Origin of the sequence: Streptomyces sp. NPDC021019 (genome assembly GCF_044333295.1) — a bacterium.
Taxonomy (GTDB): domain Bacteria; phylum Actinomycetota; class Actinomycetes; order Streptomycetales; family Streptomycetaceae; genus Streptomyces.
Genome location: NZ_JBIRQR010000004.1, coordinates 420,238 through 440,273, shown reverse-complemented (window position 1 = coordinate 440,273; position 20,036 = coordinate 420,238). Strand labels below are relative to the sequence as shown.

17 protein-coding genes and 1 pseudogene are annotated in these 20,036 nt (G+C 71.6%); 8 read left to right on the top strand and 10 right to left on the bottom strand.

Translation table 11 applies throughout. The features are described from left to right. Positions 1-253: 253 nt before the first annotated feature. Together ACH4RG_RS24645 and ACH4RG_RS24640 are read left to right on the top strand one after the other, a co-directional pair. Positions 254-2,836 carry a bifunctional FO biosynthesis protein CofGH gene (locus ACH4RG_RS24645; protein ID WP_397928543.1) on the top strand — a complete coding sequence of 861 codons (2,583 nt, stop codon included), beginning with the start codon at positions 254-256 and terminating at the stop codon, positions 2,834-2,836. A gap of 128 nt (positions 2,837-2,964) precedes the next feature. Continuing rightward, on the top strand, positions 2,965-3,627 hold the full coding sequence (locus ACH4RG_RS24640) for a class I SAM-dependent DNA methyltransferase (RefSeq protein ID WP_397920760.1): 663 nt from the start codon (positions 2,965-2,967) through the stop codon (positions 3,625-3,627). A gap of 18 nt (positions 3,628-3,645) precedes the next feature. Here the strand turns inward: ACH4RG_RS24640 and ACH4RG_RS24635 are convergent, their stop codons facing one another. Genes ACH4RG_RS24635 through ACH4RG_RS24620 form a run of 4 tightly spaced genes read right to left on the bottom strand, consistent with a single transcriptional unit; the run spans position 3,646 to position 7,453 of the window. Continuing rightward, positions 3,646-4,179 carry a hypothetical protein gene (locus ACH4RG_RS24635; protein WP_398540251.1) on the bottom strand — a complete coding sequence of 178 codons (534 nt, stop codon included), beginning with the start codon at positions 4,177-4,179 and terminating at the stop codon, positions 3,646-3,648. Between the two features lie 52 nt (positions 4,180-4,231). Continuing rightward, positions 4,232-4,774, bottom strand: coding sequence for a hypothetical protein (locus ACH4RG_RS24630; RefSeq protein WP_397920764.1), 543 nt, complete (start codon positions 4,772-4,774; stop codon positions 4,232-4,234). After that, positions 4,774-6,960 (bottom strand): hypothetical protein, encoded by a 2,187-nt coding sequence (locus ACH4RG_RS24625; RefSeq protein ID WP_397920766.1) that lies wholly within the window; start codon positions 6,958-6,960, stop codon positions 4,774-4,776. The genes ACH4RG_RS24630 and ACH4RG_RS24625 overlap by 1 nt, the downstream gene beginning before the upstream one ends. A gap of 46 nt (positions 6,961-7,006) precedes the next feature. Continuing rightward, positions 7,007-7,453: a hypothetical protein gene (locus ACH4RG_RS24620; protein WP_397928538.1), complete on the bottom strand. Its 447-nt coding sequence runs from the start codon at positions 7,451-7,453 to the stop codon at positions 7,007-7,009. Between the two features lie 228 nt (positions 7,454-7,681). Here ACH4RG_RS24620 and ACH4RG_RS24615 point away from each other — a divergent pair, with 228 nt between their 5' ends. Further along, a complete protein-coding gene (locus tag ACH4RG_RS24615; RefSeq protein ID WP_398540250.1) occupies positions 7,682-8,581 on the top strand; it encodes an NPP1 family protein in 900 nt (299 codons plus the stop codon). 153 nt (positions 8,582-8,734) lie between these two features. On the opposite strand, the gene ACH4RG_RS24610 is transcribed toward ACH4RG_RS24615, so the two are convergent. Together ACH4RG_RS24610 and ACH4RG_RS24605 are read right to left on the bottom strand one after the other, a co-directional pair. Then, positions 8,735-8,944 (bottom strand): hypothetical protein, encoded by a 210-nt coding sequence (locus ACH4RG_RS24610; RefSeq protein WP_397920772.1) that lies wholly within the window; start codon positions 8,942-8,944, stop codon positions 8,735-8,737. Continuing rightward, entirely contained in the window at positions 8,937-9,500 is a 564-nt protein-coding gene (locus ACH4RG_RS24605) for a TetR/AcrR family transcriptional regulator (protein WP_398540249.1), read from the bottom strand. Before ACH4RG_RS24605 ends, ACH4RG_RS24610 begins: the two co-directional genes overlap by 8 nt. Before the next feature lie 74 nt (positions 9,501-9,574). Here ACH4RG_RS24605 and ACH4RG_RS24600 point away from each other — a divergent pair, with 74 nt between their 5' ends. Then, positions 9,575-9,973: a hypothetical protein gene (locus tag ACH4RG_RS24600; RefSeq protein WP_397928530.1), complete on the top strand. Its 399-nt coding sequence runs from the start codon at positions 9,575-9,577 to the stop codon at positions 9,971-9,973. Between the two features lie 34 nt (positions 9,974-10,007). On the opposite strand, the gene ACH4RG_RS24595 is transcribed toward ACH4RG_RS24600, so the two are convergent. From ACH4RG_RS24595 to ACH4RG_RS24585, 3 genes and pseudogenes are all read right to left on the bottom strand, one after another. Continuing rightward, the gene (locus ACH4RG_RS24595) at positions 10,008-10,607 is read right to left on the bottom strand and encodes a hypothetical protein (RefSeq protein WP_397920778.1); all 600 of its coding nucleotides are present in this window, start codon (positions 10,605-10,607) and stop codon (positions 10,008-10,010) included. A 484-nt stretch (positions 10,608-11,091) separates the two neighbouring features. Beyond that, a pseudogene (locus ACH4RG_RS24590) lies at positions 11,092-11,454 on the bottom strand (Scr1 family TA system antitoxin-like transcriptional regulator); the annotation flags it as partial. A 566-nt stretch (positions 11,455-12,020) separates the two neighbouring features. Then, entirely contained in the window at positions 12,021-13,190 is a 1,170-nt protein-coding gene (locus ACH4RG_RS24585; protein WP_398540248.1) for a LuxR C-terminal-related transcriptional regulator, read from the bottom strand. A gap of 50 nt (positions 13,191-13,240) precedes the next feature. Here ACH4RG_RS24585 and ACH4RG_RS24580 point away from each other — a divergent pair, with 50 nt between their 5' ends. Together ACH4RG_RS24580 and ACH4RG_RS24575 are read left to right on the top strand one after the other, a co-directional pair. After that, positions 13,241-14,716 carry an FAD-binding oxidoreductase gene (locus ACH4RG_RS24580; protein WP_398540247.1) on the top strand — a complete coding sequence of 492 codons (1,476 nt, stop codon included), beginning with the start codon at positions 13,241-13,243 and terminating at the stop codon, positions 14,714-14,716. Between the two features lie 31 nt (positions 14,717-14,747). Next, positions 14,748-16,121, top strand: coding sequence for an MFS transporter (locus tag ACH4RG_RS24575; protein WP_397920784.1), 1,374 nt, complete (start codon positions 14,748-14,750; stop codon positions 16,119-16,121). A 22-nt stretch (positions 16,122-16,143) separates the two neighbouring features. On the opposite strand, the gene ACH4RG_RS24570 is transcribed toward ACH4RG_RS24575, so the two are convergent. Then, entirely contained in the window at positions 16,144-16,518 is a 375-nt protein-coding gene (locus ACH4RG_RS24570) for a MerR family transcriptional regulator (RefSeq protein WP_397920786.1), read from the bottom strand. Positions 16,519-16,577: 59 nt separating this feature from the next. Here ACH4RG_RS24570 and ACH4RG_RS24565 point away from each other — a divergent pair, with 59 nt between their 5' ends. Further along, the gene (locus tag ACH4RG_RS24565; RefSeq protein WP_397920788.1) at positions 16,578-17,375 is read left to right on the top strand and encodes an SDR family oxidoreductase; all 798 of its coding nucleotides are present in this window, start codon (positions 16,578-16,580) and stop codon (positions 17,373-17,375) included. A 242-nt stretch (positions 17,376-17,617) separates the two neighbouring features. After that, positions 17,618-20,029 carry a tetratricopeptide repeat protein gene (locus tag ACH4RG_RS24560; protein WP_397928522.1) on the top strand — a complete coding sequence of 804 codons (2,412 nt, stop codon included), beginning with the start codon at positions 17,618-17,620 and terminating at the stop codon, positions 20,027-20,029. The last annotated feature ends 7 nt before the right edge of the window (positions 20,030-20,036 follow it).

Genomic DNA, 20,036 nt, shown 5'->3' with positions numbered 1-20,036 from the left:
ACCACGGACATGCCCACGGCACGTCCCGAGCGGCGATTCCGGCATGAGCGACCCCGATGTCCGGACGAGCGACACCCGATGTCCGGACGAGCGACACCCGATGTCCGGACGAGCGACACCCGATGTCCGGACGAGCGACCCCCGATGTCCGGACGAGCGACACCCGATGTCCGGACGAGCGACCCCCGATGTCCGGACGAGCGACCCCCGATGCCCTGGTCCGGCGCGCGCACCTCGCTCGTATGCTCGGTTCATGACCGATGCTCAGAGCGGACGCCCCACCTCCAACGCCATGCGGCGCGCACTCAAACGCGCCCGTGACGGTGTCGCCCTCGATGTCACCGAGGCCGCCGTCCTGCTCCAGGCGCGCGGCGACGATCTGACGGACCTCGCGGCGTCCGCCGCCCGCGTCCGTGACGCGGGCCTGGAGGCGGCGGGCCGGCCGGGCGTGATCACGTACTCGCGCAAGGTCTTCATCCCGCTCACCCGCCTCTGCCGCGACAAGTGCCACTACTGCACCTTCGTCACCGTCCCCGGCAAGCTCCGCCGGGCCGGCCACGGCATGTTCCTGTCGCCCGACGAGGTGCTGGCCATCGCCCGCGAGGGTGCGGCGATGGGCTGCAAGGAGGCGCTGTTCACGCTGGGGGACCGCCCCGAGGACCGGTGGCCCGAGGCGCGGGAGTGGCTGGAGGCGGAGGGATACGACGACACGCTCGCGTACGTACGGGCGATGGCGATCCGGGTCCTGGAGGAGACGGGTCTGCTGCCCCACCTCAACCCGGGCGTGCTGACCTGGACCGACCTCCAGCGCCTCAAGCCCGTGGCGCCCTCGATGGGGATGATGCTGGAGACGACGGCGACCCGTCTCTGGTCCGAGCCGGGCGGCCCGCACCACGGCTCTCCGGACAAGGAACCGGCCGTACGGCTCCGCGTTCTCGAGGACGCGGGGCGCTCCAACGTCCCCTTCACCACCGGCATCCTGATCGGGATCGGCGAGTCCTACGAGGAGCGCGCCGACTCCCTCTTCGCGCTGCGGAAGACGGCCCGCGCCTACCACGGCATCCAGGAAGTCATCGTGCAGAACTTCCGCGCCAAGCCGGACACGGCGATGCGCGGCATGCCCGACGCGGAGCTGGAGGAGCTGGCCGCCGCCATCGCGGTGGCCCGGCACATCCTCGGCCCGTCCGCCCGGATCCAGGCCCCGCCGAACCTGGTGGACGCCGAGTACGCGCTCCTCATCGGCGCGGGCATCGACGACTGGGGCGGGGTCTCGCCGCTCACGCCCGACCACGTGAACCCCGAGCGCCCCTGGCCGCACATCGACGAACTGGCGCGGAAGACGGCGGACTCCGGCTTCACGCTCCGCGAACGCCTGACGATCTACCCCGAGTTCATCCAGCGCGGCGAGCCCTGGCTCGACCCCCGCCTCCTCCCGCACGTCCGCGCCCTGGCCGACCCGGAGACGGGCCTGGCCCGCGAGGACGCGATCCCCGTCGGCCTGCCCTGGCAGGAGCCGGACGAGGGCTTCACCTCGTTCGGCCGCACCGACCTCCACACCACCATCGACACCGAGGGCCGCACCGGCGACCGCCGTAACGACTTCGACGAGGTGTACGGGGACTGGGAGGCGCTCCGCGAGGCGGCGGCCCCCGGTATGGTCCCGTCCAGCATCGACACCGACGTACGCCAGGCGCTGAGCCGGGCCGCCGACGATCCGACGAAGCTCACCGACGACCAGGCGCTCGCCCTGCTCCACGCGGACGGCCCGGCGCTGGACGAGCTGTGCCGGATCGCCGACGCGCTGCGCAAGGACGTGGTCGGCGACGACGTCACGTACATCGTCACGCGGAACATCAACTTCACCAACGTCTGCTACACCGGCTGCCGCTTCTGCGCCTTCGCCCAGCGCCGCACGGACGCCGACGCCTACACGCTCTCCCTGGACCAGGTCGCGGACCGGGCGGCGCAGGCGTGGGACGTGGGCGCGGTCGAGGTCTGCATGCAGGGCGGCATCCACCCGGACCTGCCCGGCACGGCGTACTTCGACATCGCGCGCGCGGTGAAGGAACGCGTCCCCGGCATGCACGTGCACGCGTTCTCGCCCATGGAGGTCGTCAACGGGGCCACCCGCACCGGACTGTCGATCCGCGACTGGCTGACCGCCGCCAAGGAGGCCGGACTCGACTCGATCCCCGGCACGGCGGCGGAGATCCTGGACGACGAGGTCCGCTGGGTCCTCACCAAGGGCAAACTGCCCACGGCCACCTGGCTGGAGGTCATCAAGACCGCCCATGAGGTGGGCCTGCGCTCGTCCTCGACGATGATGTACGGGCATGTGGACCAGCCCCGTCACTGGCTGGGCCACCTCCGTACCCTTGCGCGGCTCCAGCAGGAGACCGGCGGCCTGACGGAGTTCGTGACGCTCCCCTTCATCCACACGAACGCCCCGGTCTACCTGGCCGGCATCGCCCGCCCGGGCCCGACGGACCGCGACAACAGGGCCGTCACCGCCATGGCGAGGCTCCTGCTCCACCCGCACATCACCAACATCCAGACGAGCTGGGTGAAGCTCGGCACGGAGGGCGCGGCGGAGATGCTGCGCTCGGGCGCGAACGACCTGGGCGGCACGCTGATGGAGGAGACCATCTCGCGGATGGCCGGGTCGGGTTACGGCTCGTACCGCTCGATCCAGGGCCTGGAGGCCATCGCCGACCTCGCGGGCCGCCCGTCCCGCCCCCGTACGACCCTGTACGGGGAGGTCCCGGCCGAACGCGTCGCGGTGGCCACCGCCTCGGACGGGCATCTGCCGGAGCTGCTGCCGGTGCTGCCGAGCTGAGGGCGGGGGAGGCCGGTGCGGGGCGGGGAGTGCCCCCGCCGGTGCGGGCGGGGAGTCCCCCCGCTCGGCTCCGCCCGGCTCAGCAGGCCCGTGGCCTTCGAGGCCGCTGCGGGCATAGCGTGGGCGGGATGGAACCCCCGCATCTGGAACGGACCCGGCAGTCGTACGACGCCGTCGCCGCCGACTACGCCCGGTCCGTCAAGGACCCGAGCGAGCTGGACCCGCTGTCGCGCGCCGTACTGGCCGCCTTCGCCGAGCTCGTCGCGTCGTCCGGCCTCGGGCCGACGGCGGACGTGGGCTGCGGGCCGGGCAAGGTGACCGCGTACCTGACCGGGCTGGGAGTCTCCGCCTTCGGGATCGATCTCTCGCCGAGGATGGTCGGGCTGGCCCGCGCGGCCCATCCGGAACTGCGCTTCGACGTCGGCTCGATGACCGCGCTGGAGGCCGGGGACGGCGAACTGGGCGGCATCCTGGCGTTCTACTCCACGCACCACCTGCCGCCGGAGTCGCTCCCCGGCGCGTTCGCCGAGTTCCACCGGACGCTGGCGCCCGGCGGGCACCTGCTGATCGTCACCCGGGTCGGCGACGACGGGCACCGGCAGCTGTCGCACGGCTACGGAGGCCCCGCCGTCCCCTTCGACAGCTACCGGTTGCCGGCGGACCGAATCGCCGAACTCCTGGAGCGGGCGGGATTCGTCATCACGGGGCGGACGTTGCAGGAGCCCGACGAAGGCGCGAAACGGCCGGTCGCCGGCTTCCTGGCGCACAAGCCGGACGTCCGTCAGGCGTGACACGGCCCCCTGACGCCCTTACGGGCGGCAGCCCTCCGCCTCCATCGCGACGGGCAGTTGGGAGCGCAGGAACTCTTCGAGCAGGCGGCGACGTTCCGTGGTCTCCTCGGGGTTCTCCACGCCGTCGATGGCCAGCACGAACTGCATCTTCTCGCCCTGGTAGGTGCAGGCTCGGAGGGCCATCCCGCCGTGGTCCGCGATGGTGGCGCCGTCCCCGATGTCGGCGGGTGCCGGGTTACCCAGCCGCCGCATGCCGTCGGCGTTGACCTCCAACGGCTTGACGAACGGTTCGACGACGTCGCCCCTCAGCCCCACCCGCTCCTCACCATCGACCTCGAACTCGCAGCGCGGCTGCTTGGGTTCGGAGAAGGTGTCCTTGGTCTTCAGCTCATCGCCTCTGGGCAGTAGCTGGCCGATGAGACCGGGGTCGACCTCGGTTCCGCAGGCTTCCGAGACCTTGAACGCTTCGGGGCTGCCGCAGCCGGTGGCCTCGAGGAACAGGATGGCGAGCAGCGCAAGGCCGCCCACGTGCCGCAGAACGTTCCTTCGCATGCGCCCCTCACTACGTCCTCCGGGCCTCCGACACACCGCTGCCCCCCCGCCACTACGGGCGGCAGCCCTCCGCTTCCATCGCGACAGGCAGTTGGGAGCGCAGGAACGCTTCCAGGAGGCGACGGCGCTCCGCGGTGTCCTCCGGGTCCTCCACGCTGTCGATGGACAGTACGTACTGCATCTTCTCGCCGTTGTAGGTGCATGCCTTCAGGGCCATCCCCCCATGGTCCGCGATGGTGGCGCCATCACCGATGTCGGCAGGTGCCGGATTGCCCAGGCGGAGCATGACCGATTCCTTGACCGCCAGTGGCTTCACGAACGGTTCGACGACGTCACCTCGCAGGCCCACCTGGTCCTGCCCGTCCACCGCGAACTCGCAGCGGAACTGCTTCGGCTCCGAGAAAGCGTCCTCGGACTTCAGGTCGTCGCCTGTGGGCAGGAGCCGGCCGATAAGTTCGGGGTCGAATTCTATGCCGCAGGCCTCCGAGACCTTGAAGGCTTCGGGGCTGCCGCAGCCGGTGGCCCCGAGGAGCAGGGCTGTGAGCAGCAGAGCGCCGCACGTCCGGCGCGGGGCGTTCCCCTTCGTCACCTTCATCAGCCTCCCCCGTCCAGTCCGCTGGCTCGGTTGTTTCCGTCGTACGCTGCGCCGTTGATCTCATCGGTGATGGTGTAGCGGGTTTGGGAGTGGCCGGGGTTTGCCTTGGCCCACTCGTCGGCGAGTGCCTGCAACTGCTGCTCCCTGCCTTTGAAGACTTCCTCGTTGTCCTGCTGGTGAATGGTGTCGATCCGCGCCTGCTCCTGCGTCTGCCACTGGTAGGCCGCCGCGTCGATTCCGCGCTGGGCGATGTCGCCCACCCCCGGAACGAAGTTCGCGATGCTGCCGAACCCGTGGTACATCCACTTGGCATCCCACGAGGGGTCGTCCTTGTCGGTCACCAGGGCCTGGTAGCGGGCTTGCTCCAGGAAGCCGACGGTGTTGCCCGCCCGGAGCAGGGTCTCCTTGGGGTCCTTCGGGTCGTCCTCGTGGATGTCCCTGACGATTTCCCGGTTCAGGCCTTCGTTGAGCATGCCGTAGGCGTTCTGGTCGCGGGAGACCTGCTTGGAGACCTCCAACAGCTGGTCCCTGTCCAGCAGCTTCGGGTCGTTGGGGTCATCCGCCAGCGCGCTGGCGGAGTGGTGAACCGTGTCGCCGTGGTTCGTCAGCACGATCGCCATGTCGTCCCGCATCTCGCTGGGGAAGTCGTCGCCCCGCTCCGCGAGGTACTTCAGCGAGCTGTCGAGAACCTGCCGGTGCTGTCCGGTGTGCTCGGGGGGACGGGCGGAGCTGTCGTTCGGGTCGACCCCGGTCGCCGCCGCGACGAGGGCGTCGCCGGTCGCCTCGTAACTCGCCTTCGGGCCCTCGTAGTCGCTTGCCGACTTTCCGTACCCCATCGAGTCGGGCACCACGTCGTTGAAGGGCTCGCGGTCCTTGAGGACGTACTGCGCGTTGTCCTGGGGGTCCGTCGAGCTGAAGAAGTCGGTGGCCGCGTCGGGGTTGTGGGCCAGGGCCTTCATGAAGCCGGTCATCGGGTCCGTACCCGCGTCGGCGTTGTCCCCGTAGTGGAGCTGGTCGATCTTCGCGTACGACGGGAGCTTGTCCCAGGGCAGTACGTCCTCCCGGTTCTTGCCGCCGGGGCCCGGGTCCTTGACGTCCCCGGTGTGCTCCTTCTCGTACTTGACGAGCGCGTTGCCGTAGTCGTTGAGGAACTCGCCCTCGTACTTCCCGTGGCGCATGAGGTTGCTCATGGCCTGGAAGCCGTGGACGCGGGTCTGGCTCCCGCCCTGGCCGCCGCCGACGTTCTCGCCGCCGAGCCCGACCACCCGGTCCTTCCAGGACTCCATGCCCTCGCTGTTGGAGTGGGACGCGGTGGCGAGCGTGGTGCCCAGCTGCTTCTCCAGCGCGCCGAGCAGCCGCATGCGCTCCTCGCGCGCCTCCCGGGTGCCCGTGCCGCCGCCTTCCCGGTTCTCCCAGCTGTCCAGGTCCACCGCCCCGGCGAAGAACTTCAGCGTCCCCTCCGGGCCCAGACCGAGGGCCACGCGCTCGGCGAAGACGGGATCGTCGGGGTGGGCCTTCATCAGGGCGTTGAAGCGTGCCAGCTGCTCGTTGGTGAGCTGACTCGGGTCCTTCTTGCCCAGGGCGATGAGCTCGTCGGAGTCCTCGATGCTCTTCTGCGCCGAGTCGAAGCTGTTGAAGCCGTTCGACTCGAACCCGTGCTTGTCCTTCGCGTGGAAACGCAGCGCCGTCGCGGCGGTGCTGTCCGTCTCGCCCGCCGCGGTCAGGATGGTGCTGATCTCCTGGGCCACCGCGTCGATCTCCGCCTGGGTCGGCGGCTCGATCTTCGCGTTGCCGGCCGCCTGCGGTGAGGGGACGGCGGATCTGACCATGCCCCTGTCGTCCACGTAGATGTTCTTCTTGGCCGCACGGCTCACCGCGTCGGCCAAGTCGCTCTTGTGCTTCGTCAGCTTGCTGTGCGCGCCGCTCAGAATCGTGTGCACGCTCCGGGCGACGGTGACGACGTCGTCGAACTCCCGCGCCGTGACCGTGACGAAGTCCTTGGTCACGGTCGCGTTCTGCCCCTTCCAGTCGGCCGCTTCGGCCTTGCTGTCCAGGTCCGCCGCGCTGACCTCGCCATTGCCGCCGTCCGCGACCTTGACCAGTTTGCCGACCATCGCCTGCCAATCCGCGACCGCTTCCTGAAGCTTTCCCAGCCGCAGGTCGTTGAGGTCCTGGAAGGTGACCATGATGTGTGCCCCCGTTGTCCGCCGTGCTCGTTACGTGGAGTAGCCGCTACTTGTAGTAGTCGTTGATGCGCGACACGGACAGCTCGTCCCCGCCGACCGTGCGCAGGTCCGTCGCGATCTTGACCGAGTCCTTCGCGTGTTCGGCGCGGGAGTAGTCGAGATGGTTGGAGATGTGCGCGCACGCCTCCTTGAGCGTTCCCGCCTTCGTGTTCCAGGCGTCATGGAGCTCGGTGAGGGCCGAGCCCATGTCCAGCCCGTCGTTGAACAGCTGGATGGACGCGTCGAAGGTGGTCTGCCGGGCGTGGTCGGACGCGGTGGAGAAGTGCTGCCGCAGGCTGTAGGCCGCGTTGCCGAGCGCGCCGAGCACGTTGTCGTGCACGACCAGGTCTCCGTCACCGCCGCCACCGCCGCGTTCGGGGGCGACCTGGTTCAGCCGCATGGCCGCGTCCTGCTGCGCCCTCGCCTTCGCCTGCTCCCACTCGTCCCAAGCCATAGGTCCTCCGTGAAGCCGTACGTCGATTCTTCTTCCGCCCCTGGGGCTGCCTGCTCCCCACGTTATCTTCGCTTCTTGATCGTTTGCTGGGTGGGCGGCGGCTGAGTGCCGACGGGCAGGTGGGCGGCGGTCTTCCGTTTCATTTTGTCATGCTCCGGGCAATTCTTGCGGGTGTCGATCCCCCGTCACCACGAGTTGATGCGCCCGATGCATCAGGAGCGAGAAGCCATGCGAACTCCGCCGAAACCGACGACTCCGACCGGGATCCCCGGCGCCGCACCTGCCGTCGTTGGAGCCCTGCTTTCCGTCCGCAACGGGTTCGTCGCCCGCTGCCGCGCTCGCGCCGGTGCCGTCCGCGAGCGCACCGCCCGCACCGCCGCCGTCCTCGCCGCCGCGGGCCTTCTCGTGCTGGGCACCGCCTCCGCCGCCCACGCCGACCCGCCGGGCAACCTCCCCCAGAACGCGGGCGGTTACGGGCAGACGTTCGCGCCCGCCTTCGACTACGACGGCGACGGCTGCTACGCCACCCCCGCCATCGGCCCGGACGGCACCCTCGCGCCCGGTCTGAGGACGACCGGAGCGGTCAACGGCAGCTGCCGGGACCGATGGGACCTGGACAACTCCCAGACGTACTCCCGCTCGAAGTGCAACCACGGCTGGTGCGGCATCGTCTACGCGAGCTACTTCGAAAAGGACCAGGCTGTCCACGGCAGCGGACTGGGCGGGCACCGCCACGACTTCGAGCATGTGATCACCTGGGTCAACCAGGGTTCCGGCCAGGTGGATTACGTCTCGACCACGCAGCACAGCACGGTGAAGACCTATCCGCGCTCGCAGGTCCGGTTCGACGGTTCGCACCCCAAGGCCGTCTACCACAAGGACGGTCCGAGCACGCACTTCTTCCGCCTCGCCAACGGCAACGACGAGCCGCCCGAGAACCACTACGGCAACTGGCGCTACCCCCCGGTCGTCGACTGGAACGGCTTTCCCAGCACGGAGTTGCGCGACAAGCTCATGAACGCCGACTTCGGTTCCGCGACCATCAAGGTCACCGACAGGGACGACCGCTTCCGCAATCTGCTCGACGACTCCAAGCCCGCCGGGATCCCGTTCGACCCCTGGGCCTGAACCCGCCCCTCGCCGCCTGTCAGAAGTACTGCTCCATCAGGTCGTCCAGTTGCCCCACGTCCCCCGGCCGTACGGACGCCCGAGGCAGGCGGCGTAGGACGGCGATGTCGGCGGTCTCGAAGAGGCCGGTCGTCGAAAGCTCGCCCAGCGCGTTCAGTTCGCTCCCAAGCAGGCCGCGTCCTGCTCCAGGACGGCTGCGGAGGCGAGGAGGGAGGCCAGGGTTCGGACCTCCCGGCGGCCGAAGGACCGCGCCCAGTCGCAGATCGTCTCGCACGCCCGCTCCCGGCTCTTCGGCGAATCCGACAGGAGGTTGCGGACGAGGCCGAGCAGGCGCTCGTCGCCGATGGACCGAAGGTCATCCACGCGGGCGGCGCTCCTCGTCGTGGCGGGGGAGGCCGCGCAGCAGGGTGCCCAGGTAGAGGACGAACGGCGGCTCGGCCGGGGCGTTGCCTGCTGCCGCCAGCCACCGGACCACGCCGAGCCCGAAGACGGCCCAGTACTGCTCGGCTTGTCGGGTGTCCGCGCCGCCCGCGCGGAACGCGGCGACGACCTTGTCGCGCAGCCGCTCGAAGGACGCGAGGTGGTGGCGGTGCGGGCGGGCCACATGGGCGGCGTATCCGGGTACCGCCAGGAACTCGTCATGCATCGCCCACGCCAGCCGCTCCAGCCAGTCGAGCCAGGTCCCGGCGTCGGGCTCGTCCTCGGGGAGTACCCGGCCGACCATGACCTCGCTGACGAGATCCAGCACGCCGTCGCGATCGGGCACCCACCGGTACAGCGACGAGTGCGAGACCCCGAGCCTCGTCGCGAGTTCCCGCATGGTGAGCGTCGCCACGTCCCCTTGCAGGGCGGCTTCGGCGATCCGCTCCCGGCTCAGCCGCGGCGGCCGACCGGGCCCGTTCCTTCCGGTGCTGTTCATCGGGGCAAGCGTACGCAGGGAGGGGCGAACCCTCATTAGTGACCCTTGGTCGCTAATGCTGCTAGGTTCGACTGATGGGCATTCAGGAAGCGACAGGGGCACCATGGGAGATCGACACCTCGGGGCTGCCCATGGACCAGGCCCAGGAGCTCGTCCTCGACGAACTGCGCGCTCTCACGGAGCGCGCCGAGCCGTTCGCGGCGATCCTCCTGATGCCCGCACCGCCGGACGGGCGCACTCCCGTGACGTCGCCGTCCGGTAGGTCCGCCGCCGACCGCGTCCGCACTCTGAAGCTGATCCGGCCCGGCCTCACGGCCCACTGTCGGGGCCTCGCCTTCGTGGCGCCGTCGGACATCCCGGCGGAGCGCGCCGCATCGATCCACAGCGGTGAGCAGCTGTGGGGCTGCCCGACGATGGCCACGCAGGACGTGACGGCCGCCCGCGCCTGGGCCGGGGCGCGGGTCGGGGACTGACGGGGGCGGCTCGGGCCCGGAGCGGCCCGGGGGCTCAGCCCAGGGTGACTTGGAAGTAAGACGTTTCCCGGTAGCCGGCGTCCGGAGGGGTGATCTCGACCGTGACCGGGGTGCCCGCCCGGGCCGGCTTCAAGCGAATCGGGACGGTGCGCTCCTCGCCCTCGGGGAGGGGCGGGACGAGGGCGGCGGTGGACTTCTCCGAGTTCAGCCGGGTCAGGCTGTAGACGCTGGCGTCGTCGTCGCCGGATGCGCCGGCCCGGACGACGAGGAGCGGGGGAAACGAGCCACCGTTGAGGCGGAGTTCCTCGTCGGTGCCGTTCTTGAAGGTCACGGTGAGGATGTAGGTGCCGTCGCCATGGGGCTCGGGGCGGCTGATGGTGACCCACAGGCCGTCCTCGTACCGGGCCGTCATGCCGGGGCCGAGCGGTTGGGACACGCTGCCCGAGAGGCCGGGCTGCTCCATCTGACCGTCGCCGTCGAGGCTCTTCTCGAACTCCGTGACGGCAGCCGCTCCCAGCATGATCAGCACGAAGAAGGCGATCACCGCGATCGAGCAGCCGTAGAACCACCGCGAGCTGCCGGCGGGTGACGTGTCCGTGGCCGACGTGTCTGCTGCGGTCGCTTCCGTGTCCATGCGCGCCACGCTAGGCAGCGGCCGGGGCAAGATCATGAGTGCCGGCACTCAGGGAGCGGTTGAGTAGGCGCGAGGGCCCGCGGCCCGGCCCGGTGAGGGAGGGGCGCGAGCCCTGCGGCGTAGGCGGTGAGGGTCAGTGCTCGGCCGCGAAGTGTACGAAGGCCGCCCAGGTGGGGCGGCGACGAGGAGTACGGGGCCGGGGTAGCCGTCGGCCACCTTGATGCGGTGAGGAATCTCGATACGGGAAGTGGCGGCCGGCGAGGACCGGATATCTCAACATGACGCCCGGCCGTCCGCGGCTCGGGCCAGCGGCGACGGCATACCCAGTGGCGGGCTTCCGTGTGGTCTCCCTCAAACACAGCTCCACCGAGCCCAAAGCTCCGGCGGTCCTCTTCGGCGGGGGTGCCTTCGCGGGCGCTCGCCCTGTGCCTATTCGTGACCAGTTCTCTCGGTGTGCTTTGACTGTGACGTGCCCACAACGTCATCAACGCGGGTTCAGCGCGCGCCTGGCCGAGTTGATGACGTTGTGGGCGTCGGCTCCGTACACGGCCGACTCGCGGAGGGTGCGCCAGACCTTCGAGTACAGGGCGACGTTGTCGGCGTCGTCCAACCACATCTCGGCGTGCCAGTCCTCGGCCACCACCAGGCGGTCATCAAGGACCCAGAACCCGTTGGCGGGCACGATCTTGACGGAGGCCGCGAACGGGATGACACCCATCTCCACCGTGTCCACGCCGATCATTCCGGTGAGGCGGTCGAGCTGGGCGACCAGCACCGAGGGCGGGCAGATCAGCGAGCGCAAGGCGGCCTCCCACATCAGCACGTGCAGCTTGCAGCGAGGGGGCCGCGGGTGACCCAGGACGGGAAGCCAGCAACGACCCTCAACCACGGGAAGCTGCCATGGCCGCGCGCGACCCCCGAGCGGTGGCCAGGAGTGGGACGTGCCCCTGGATCGCATCAAGCCGGTGACCGAGGCCGACAAGGCTTAGTTGCTCCCCTGGGCTGATCGGTGGACGGCACCGCCGACGTCGTCATTCTCGCCATCGCCGGCGTGGCCTCAGTGCTGCTCTTTGCGATCAAGGGGCTCTTGGGTCAGGTCCCCGACGTGATCGCTTCAGCCAGCAAAGCCCGCGACTCGTGGCAGCGCTTCAAGCAGCCAGAGCTGCCGCCCCCGGCGGACGACGACGAGAAGCCGCCCCTCGCCGCATGGGCCGTCCGGGCCTCTGGTGGCACCACGGAGCGCACGAGACCCCGCCCCGGCCCCCACCCGGCGGGAACGCACGAGGCCCCAAGATCTGCCTCTCTCCGGGGGGTCTCGTGCCGTGGGAGGGGCGACGCTACACCGCGATGGCCACCCGGAAGCGGACCGGAGCCAGAGCGGCATCCCCGGGAAGAGGCGTGGCCCGCCCGTCGTCAGTCCGTACGGACCCGGGTCATGTTCGTCTCGGCCAGGGGCGCGTAGTGCTCGGTGAACAGCTTTCCCACCAGTTCGCCGCGGCTGGAGACCCCGGCCTTCTCGAAGACCGCCTTGACGTGGTCCCGGACGGTGTGCGGGGAGAGGTGCAGCTGTGCGGCGATCTCACCGGTGGGAAGGCCGCGGGCGATGTACTGGGTGACCTCGGTCTCCCGGTCGGTGAGCTCGTACGCGTCCACGATCAGGGGCATGATCTCCGAGGCCTTCGCGGGCTCGATCACCACGGCGGAGGCGCCCGGTCCGCCGTCCGCCTCCCGCAGGCAGGAGGCGTGGCAGACCAGCCAGCGGCCCGCGCGGTTCCGTACCCGTACCCGGGCGCGGGTCTGGCCGCGGTCCCGTTCCTCGGCCACAGCGCGGGCCTTCATCGCGGTCGCCTGGATGAAGGACGGCACCCGGATGCCCTGGGGCGAGAGAACGGTGGGGCCCTCGGGGAGCGTGCAGAGGTGGGCCAGGGCGTCGTCGTTGTACGACAGCAGAGTGCCGGTCGCGTCGAAGAGGAGGAGCCCGGGGCCGCGTGGGCCGTCAGGCTGCGTCTGCGTCTGCGTCTGCGTCTGCGGGTCGGGCTCGGCGAACGAGCGCAGCTGCTTGGCGAGCGGAGTGATGACGGAGGCGATCAGCTGGGTCTCGGTGTCGTCGAAGGCCGGGCGCCCCTCAGCCCGGAACAGGCTGATGTGGCCCTGGGGACGGCCCCCCACGCGCAGGACCGCTCGCAATTCGTCGTGGAATCCGCGCGGGCGCATGAAGGTCTCGTAGAGCGTGCTGCGCGCGGGCAGGTCACCGGTCGTCTGCCGGAGCCCGGCGACCGGCACGGGGGCCCGCGCCAGGTCGCGGAAGAGGTTGACGTTCTCGGTGAACAGTTCGGACTCCCAGTAGACGGCGCAGCCGCCCTCGTCCAGGTTCTCCGCGCGGATCGGCGCGGTCATCATGCCGGTCACCGGGTCGGTGACGCGCCATACCGCCGCGTCGTACGGCATGAGCCGGCGCAGGTGGGCCGAGGCCTCGGCGAACAGGCCGAGCGCGTCGGTCGCCCTGGCGGTCCGGGAAAGCAGTTCCGCCCGGCCGACCGAGGTACGGGAGGCCGGGGTGCGGGAGATCGTCGAACCGGTCATCCCATGAAGGTGCCAGTTCTGCCAGACCCTTCCAACCCCTCAAGTAGGGGATGGAAGAGGCCCTCCCGGACGAGAACACTCCTCCTCGTCCGCCGACGCTCGGCGCGACGAGGAAGGACGTGATCGTGGTCGGACTACCCGAACTGCCCGCATTACTCGAACTGCCCGGACATGCGGGAATCGCCGCGAGCTCCCTGGACGGGCTCGTCGCCCGGCTCAAGAGTGAGGTCTTCACGCCCGAGGACGCCGGGTACGCGAAGGAACTCGCGGGCTTCAACCGCATCGCGCGGCACCGGCCCGACGTGATCGTCGTCGCCCGGTCGGCCGGCGACGTATCCGCCGCGGTGTCCTTCGCAGCCCAGGAAGGGCTCCCCGTCGCCGTCCAGGCGACCGGTCACGGCATCGCGGCGCCCGCGTCCGGCGGGGTCCTCGTCGCCACCCGCCGGATGAACGCGGTCGCCGTCGACCCCCTCACCCGTACGGCCTACGTGGAGGCCGGGGCCCAGTGGCATCAGGTGATCTCCGCCGCCGCACCGCACGGGCTCGCCCCTCTCAACGGGTCGTCCCCGCTGGTCGGCGTAGTGGGCTACACACTGGGTGGTGGACTCGGACCGCTGGGGCGGCAGTTCGGGTTCGCCGCCGACCATGTGACCCGTATCGAGGTCGTCACCGCCGACGGGAGTATCCGGCAGGTCACCCGTGACCGGCACCCGGACCTCTTCTGGGCGTTGCGCGGCGGCAAGGGGAACTTCGGCATCGTCACCGGGCTGTGGTTCGGCCTGATGCCGGTGCGCCGGCTCTACGGCGGCGGGATCTACTTCCCCGGTGAGCAGGCGGCGCGGGTCCTGCACGCCTGGCGGCGGTGGACCGCGACCGTGCCCGAGGAGATGACCTCCTCCATGGCGCTGCTGCGGCTGCCGGACGTTCCGGACGTGCCGCAGTTCCTCCGGGGGACGTTCGCCGCGCATGTGCGGATCGCCTTCACCGGCCCCACCGGGGAGGGGGAGCGGCTCGTCCGTCCGCTGCGCCGGTGCGCTACGCCGTTGGCGGACTCGGTCGCCGAGATGCCGTACGCGGCGGTGGCCGACATCCACCAGGATCCGGCTCATCCGCTCCCGTACCACGAACGCAACATCGTCCTGCGGGAGTTGAGCTCTCATGCCGCCGACGCGCTCCTTCGGGTGGCCGGCGCCGGCTCGTCGTGCGGCGACCTGATGGTGGAGGTGCGTCACCTCGGCGGCGCGCTCTCCCGGCCCGCCGAGGTGCCCAACGCGGTGGGCGTCCGCGAAGGCGCGTACACGCTGTCCACGCTCTCTCCGCCCGGCTCGCCGGACGTGGTCCTGGGGCCGATGGGGCCGTGGAGCACGGGCCGCCGCTATCTGAACTTCCTCGCGGGGGCGGACACGGCCGAGTCGGTGGCGGAGTGCTTCGACCCGGAGAGCCTCAGCCGACTGGCCCGGGTGAAGGCCGCGGTCGACCCCGACAACCTCTTCCGGCTCAACCACAACATCGCGCCCCGCCCGTGAACGAGTCAGCCGTCATCCTTTGGAGTCCACCATGACCACGTACGAGTCCGCGTCGACCGCGGCGACCGGCACCTCCTCCTCCCCGGGGGCACGCCCGGACGGGCTGCGTTACGGGGCGTTGTTCGGCCCGGTCGTCTTCGGTGTCACCGCCGCCGGGGTCGCCCTGCCCGACGTGGCGTCCTCCCTGAACACCTCCTCCACCGCTGCCGCCTGGGTACTGACCGCCCACGCGCTCGCCCTCGGCGTCGGCACCGCGCTGTTCGGCCGCCTCGCCGACACCCGTGGCGTGCGCGCCGCCCTGCTGCTCGGCTCGTCGGCCCTCGCGGTCGGCGCCGTCATCTGCCTCCTCGCGACCGGCCTCGGCGTCCTGGTGGCCGGACGCTTCGTCCAGGCCGCCGGCTCCGGCGCCATGGCGGCCTGTGCCATGGCGCTCACCGCCTCGGTGCCACCGGACCGGCGGCCCCGGGCCCTCGCCGGATTCGGGGCGACGATGGCGGTCTTCTCCGCCGGCGCCACCCTGACCGGCGGTGTCTTCACCGAGTGGGTGACCTGGCGCGTCGCCCTGGTCCTGCCCGCGCTCTCCCTGCTCGTCGTTCCGCTGTGCCTGGCCGGGGCGCCGGCGCGCAAGAACTCCGGCCGCTCGATGGACCTGCCGGGCGCCGCTCTGCTGACGCTCACCGCCATGTCGTTCCTCGTGCTGATCCAGTCCGCCGCGCTCGCGCTGAGCACTCCGCTGGTGGTCGCCACCGCCGCCGTGCTGGTCCTGTCGGCCGCCGGGCTCACCTGGCGTACCCGCGGCAGCGACACCTCCTTCGTGCCGCGCGCGCTCGCCACCGACCGCGTCTTCCTGAAGGCCGCCGTCATCGGCACGGGGGTGTACGCGGGCCTGTTCGCCGCGATGTACGCCGTACCGCAGCTCCTCGTCCGCGACCACGGGTGGAGCGTCCTGTCCGTCGGCGTCTGGCTGCTGCCCGGCGCGGTCATCGGCGCGGTGCTCTCCAGGCTGGCCGGCCGGCTCACCGCGGGCGACCACGGCAACCGGCTCCTCGCCGCGGTCTCGCTCACCTTCGCCGTGGCCCTCGCCGGCGCGCTGACCGGGTCCGGGGTGCTGCCGCTGGTCCTCGGCGCCTCACTCGGCTTCTCCGCGTTCTCCGTCGCGCAGGTCTTCACCACCGCGCTGATGTCGGCACACGTCGAACCGGCCCGGCGCGGCGGGGCGATGGGGCTGCTCAACCTCACGTTCTTCGTCGGCGGCGGCGTCGGCAGCGCCACCGCGGGCGCGCTGGCGAAGTCGATGTCGCTCTCCACGGCGCTCGGCGTGGTGGCGCTCTTCCCGCTGGTGGCCGCGGTGGTCGCCTTCGCCCCGGCCGGGCGCACCGGCTCCCGGCCGTCCGGGCACGGATGACCCCGGTGACCCAGGCGGTGACTCAGGCGCGTCGGCCGCCGGTGATCGCCTCGCCCGCGTGGATGATCGAGCCGAGCATGGTGTGAGCGGCCTGGAGCTGTTCGATGGAACGGCCCATGCGCTCGCGCTCGTGCTTGAGGTCCTGGGCCATCTCCTCGCAGGTCGGAGCCAGGATGGTGCCCTCGTCGGCCATGCAGGGCAGCACTTCCCTGATCAGGTCGGTGTTCAGCCCGGCAGCGAGCAGGATCCGGATCCGGCGTACGGCGGCGACGTCGGGCTCGCTGAACTCGCGGTACCCGCTGGCTCGTCGCCGCGGTCGCAGCAACCCCTGCTGCTCGTAGTACCGCAGGCTCCTGGTGCTGATACCGGTGCGCTTCGACAGCTCGCCGATGAACATGTGACTCCCGGCACAGAAGATTGACTCTGACGTCAATGTCAAGGTCTAGCTTCACCGGCATGACCACGAACCGCAAGACCCAGCACCGTTCCACCATCGACCCGCAGGCCCTGGCCGGCCGGACGGCGGTCGTCACCGGCGGCACCATCGGCATGGGGCGGGCCATCGTCCGGGCACTGACCGACCGAGGCGCCGAAGTGCTGTACACGGGCCGCGACGACCAGCGTCTCGCCGAGGCCCAGGCGGCGCTCGGCACCCCGCTGGCGCACCCGGTACGCTCCGACGCCACCGACGCCGACGCCATCGACGCCCTCCGCGACCGGGTCGCCGACCGCCTCGGCGGCATCGACCACCTGTTCGTCAACCAGGGCATCGCGGAGTTCCAGACGCTCGAAGAGGTCACGGAGGAGTCGTGGGACCGCATCTTCGACGTGAACGCCAAGGGGGCCTTCTTCACCGTCCAGCGGCTGGCGCCGCTGATGGCCGAGGGCGGTTCGATCGTGTTCACCACCGTCTCCAACGACCAGATCTTCCCCGGTCTCAGCGCCTACTCCGCGGCGAAGGAGGCCGTCGCCGCCTTCTCGAAGGTGCTCGCGGCCGAGCTCCTCCCCCGAAGGATCCGTGTCAACGCGATCGCCCCCGGCTTCATCCTCACCCCGACGATGGGCGTCGCCGGACTCACCGAGGAGCAGCGTGCCGAGTTCGTCGAACAGGGCAACGCCTCCACGCCGATGGGCCGGGGCGGCACCGTGGAGGAGGTCGCCGCCGCCGCGCTGTACCTGGCGGTCGAGGCCACCTTCACCACCGGAGTGGAACTGACCGTGGACGGCGGTTTCGGCCAGGGCCTCGGCGTCTGACGGACCACAGGGTCGGTCACCGCCCTGGTCCCTGGTCTCTGGTCTCTGGCCCCTGGCCCCTGGTCCCGGGACGAGGGACGCCTCAGGGGCCGGGACGGCAGGGGCCGGGGCGGCAGGGATCGGGGCGGCAGGGATGGGCGCGGCAGGGGCCAAGACGGCAGGGATCGGGATGGCACGTAACGGCCGTCCGGGTCCTGACCATCCGGCTGCCGGCCGCCCCCGCCCGCTGACAGACTGGTCCCATGCCTCCGCCCAGCCCCCGCCGCCTCTCCCTCCAGCAGATCATCGAAGGGCAACGCCGCGCCGCCTTCGTCGGACGGCAGGCCGAACTCCGCCTGTACCGGGCCAACTTCACGCGACCGCCCGAGGACCCCCGGCACCGGTTCGTCTTCCACGTCCGGGGCAACGCCGGGGTCGGCAAGACCTCGCTCGTACGGGAATGGCGGGAGGTGGCAGGGGAGTTCGGGGCGCTCACCGCATCGGTCGACGAGAGTGCCGACTCCGTACCGGACGTACTCGCCGACTTCGCCGCGCAGTTCGCCGAGCAGGGGTACCCGCTCAAGGCGCTGGACCGGCTGCTCGCCACCTACCGCCGCGCGCGCCACGACGCGGCCGGCCGGCTCGCTGCGGACAACGGGACGCCGGACGGGGCCCCTTCCCCCGGGGCGCTCGCCGCCGCGCAGGCCGGGCTGATCGCGGCAGGGGCGATACCCGTCGTCGGGGCCCTCGCCGGGGGCATCGACCCGGCGGTCGTGGCGCGGGGCGCGGGCGGACTGCGGGCGGTCTTCGGGGGCCGGGCCCGGCAGCAGGAGGAGGCGCTGCTGCTCGCGGAGCCGGTACGCATGCTCACCCCGGTCTTCGTCGCCGAGCTGGACCGGATCGCGGACACCGTGCCCTGGATCGCCCTCTTCCTCGACACCTACGAGCGCACCGCCCCCCAACTGGACCGCTGGCTGGCGGACCTGCTGACCCCCGGCCGGTACGGCGACCTGCCCGCCAACCTCGTGCTCACCCTGGCCGGTCAGCGCCGCCTCGACCCCGTGCACTGGGGCGACCGGAGCCGGCTGGTCGCCGACGTACCGCTCGGCCCGTTCACGGAGGCGGAGTCGCGCCAACTCCTGCACGAGCGCGGGGTGGTGACGGAGGCCGTCGTACGGGAGGTGCTGCGGCTCTCCGGCGGACTGCCCGTCCTGGTCTCCACGCTCGCCGCCAACCCCGGGGCGGCCGGCGAGGCGAACGCCACCGCCGTGGAGCGCTTCCTGGCGGGGGAGAGCGACCCGGCCCGCCGGGCGGCGGCCCTCGCCTGCGCGCTGCCGCGCCGGTTCGACGAGGACCTGGTCGCCGTCGCCGTGGGAGCACCCCGGAACGGGTCGCACGCCGTGCCCGATCTCTACGACTGGCTGCACGAGCTGCCGTTCGTCGCCGAGCGGCACTCCGGCCACTCCCGGTACCACGCGGTCGTCCGGGCCCCGATGCTCCGCCTCCAGCGCACCGGGTCGCCGCGACGGTGGAAGGCGGCGCACGACCGGCTCGCCGACGCCTTCGTCGCCCGGCGGGACGCGGCGGCCGAGGGCATCGACCCGGAGCGCCTCTGGGCCGAACAGCCCTGGCGCCGGGCGGCGCTGGACGTGCTCTACCACCGGCTCTGCGCCCGCCCCCGCACCGCGCTGCCCGAGGCCCTGCGCGCCGGGATCGAGCTGTGCGGGCAGGCCCCGTCCCGCGCCCGCCACTGGGCCCGGACCCTCGCGGAGGCGGGCGAGGACGCGGACAGTGCCGTACTGCGTGACTGGGGCCGGGACCTGCTGGCCGCCATAACGGACCACGGGCCCCGCCCCACCGCCGCCCTGGGCCTCCTCCTGACCCGGGCCGAGCTGACCGACACGGACCGGGCCGCCGCCCTCGTGGTGCGCGCCTGGCATCGCTTCCGCGCCGGGGAGCTGGACGCCGCGCTGTCCGACCACGGGCGGGCGATCGCCGTGGACCCGCGCAGCGAACGCGCCCACCAGGGCCGGGCGGTGATCCTGCGCTCGCTCGGCCGCTACGAGGAGGCCCTCGCCGATCTGGACCGGGCCGAGGAGATCGCGCCCGCCTGGGCCTGGGCGGTGCGCGAGCGGGGGGAGACCTACCGGCGGATGGGCCGCCTGGAGGAGGCCCTGACCGTCCTGGACCGGGCGCACGCCCTCGACCCGTCGGACGCCGTGCCGCTGGGCAGCCGGGGCCTGGTCCGCCATGCGCTGGGCCGGCCCGAGGAGGCGCTCGACGACTTCGACCGGGCGATCGCGCTGTGGCCGGAGTACGGCTGGGCGCTGGTGAGGCGGGCCCGGGTCCGCACCGTCCTGGGCGACCCGGTGGGCGCCCTCGCCGACCTGGACCGGGCCGAGGAACTGTCCCCCGGTCTGGCCGGAACGGAGGGGGAGCGGGGCGAGGTGTACCGGGCGACGGGCCGGCCCGAGGAGGCCCTCGCCTGCTACGACCGCGCCCTGGCCCTGGACCCCGACTACGCCTGGGCGCACGGCAGCAGGGCCCTGGCGCTGGAGGCGCTCGGCCGCACCCCGGAGGCGCTGGCGGACCTCGACCGGGCGCTGGAGCTGGACCCGGACTACGCGTGGGCGCGGGCCCAGCGGGAGCGGCTGGGGGCGGTGACCGGGGCGTAGGGTCGGG

What these genes read in the sequence shown, in the direction of transcription:
- ACH4RG_RS24560 (WP_397928522.1), top strand. Translation starts at nt 17,618, where the DNA reads ATGCCTCCGCCCAGCCCCCGCCGCCTCTCCCTCCAGCAGATCATCGAA.
- ACH4RG_RS24575 (WP_397920784.1), top strand. Translation starts at nt 14,748, where the DNA reads ATGACCACGTACGAGTCCGCGTCGACCGCGGCGACCGGCACCTCCTCC.
- ACH4RG_RS24625 (WP_397920766.1), bottom strand. Translation starts at nt 6,960, where the DNA reads ATGGTCACCTTCCAGGACCTCAACGACCTGCGGCTGGGAAAGCTTCAG.
- ACH4RG_RS24585 (WP_398540248.1), bottom strand. Translation starts at nt 13,190, where the DNA reads ATGACCGGTTCGACGATCTCCCGCACCCCGGCCTCCCGTACCTCGGTC.
- ACH4RG_RS24580 (WP_398540247.1), top strand. Translation starts at nt 13,241, where the DNA reads ATGGAAGAGGCCCTCCCGGACGAGAACACTCCTCCTCGTCCGCCGACG.
- ACH4RG_RS24645 (WP_397928543.1), top strand. Translation starts at nt 254, where the DNA reads ATGACCGATGCTCAGAGCGGACGCCCCACCTCCAACGCCATGCGGCGC.
- ACH4RG_RS24605 (WP_398540249.1), bottom strand. Translation starts at nt 9,500, where the DNA reads ATGAACAGCACCGGAAGGAACGGGCCCGGTCGGCCGCCGCGGCTGAGC.
- ACH4RG_RS24635 (WP_398540251.1), bottom strand. Translation starts at nt 4,179, where the DNA reads ATGCGAAGGAACGTTCTGCGGCACGTGGGCGGCCTTGCGCTGCTCGCC.
- ACH4RG_RS24630 (WP_397920764.1), bottom strand. Translation starts at nt 4,774, where the DNA reads ATGAAGGTGACGAAGGGGAACGCCCCGCGCCGGACGTGCGGCGCTCTG.
- ACH4RG_RS24565 (WP_397920788.1), top strand. Translation starts at nt 16,578, where the DNA reads ATGACCACGAACCGCAAGACCCAGCACCGTTCCACCATCGACCCGCAG.
- ACH4RG_RS24600 (WP_397928530.1), top strand. Translation starts at nt 9,575, where the DNA reads ATGGGCATTCAGGAAGCGACAGGGGCACCATGGGAGATCGACACCTCG.
- ACH4RG_RS24570 (WP_397920786.1), bottom strand. Translation starts at nt 16,518, where the DNA reads ATGTTCATCGGCGAGCTGTCGAAGCGCACCGGTATCAGCACCAGGAGC.
- ACH4RG_RS24640 (WP_397920760.1), top strand. Translation starts at nt 2,965, where the DNA reads ATGGAACCCCCGCATCTGGAACGGACCCGGCAGTCGTACGACGCCGTC.
- ACH4RG_RS24595 (WP_397920778.1), bottom strand. Translation starts at nt 10,607, where the DNA reads ATGGACACGGAAGCGACCGCAGCAGACACGTCGGCCACGGACACGTCA.
- ACH4RG_RS24615 (WP_398540250.1), top strand. Translation starts at nt 7,682, where the DNA reads ATGCGAACTCCGCCGAAACCGACGACTCCGACCGGGATCCCCGGCGCC.
- ACH4RG_RS24620 (WP_397928538.1), bottom strand. Translation starts at nt 7,453, where the DNA reads ATGGCTTGGGACGAGTGGGAGCAGGCGAAGGCGAGGGCGCAGCAGGAC.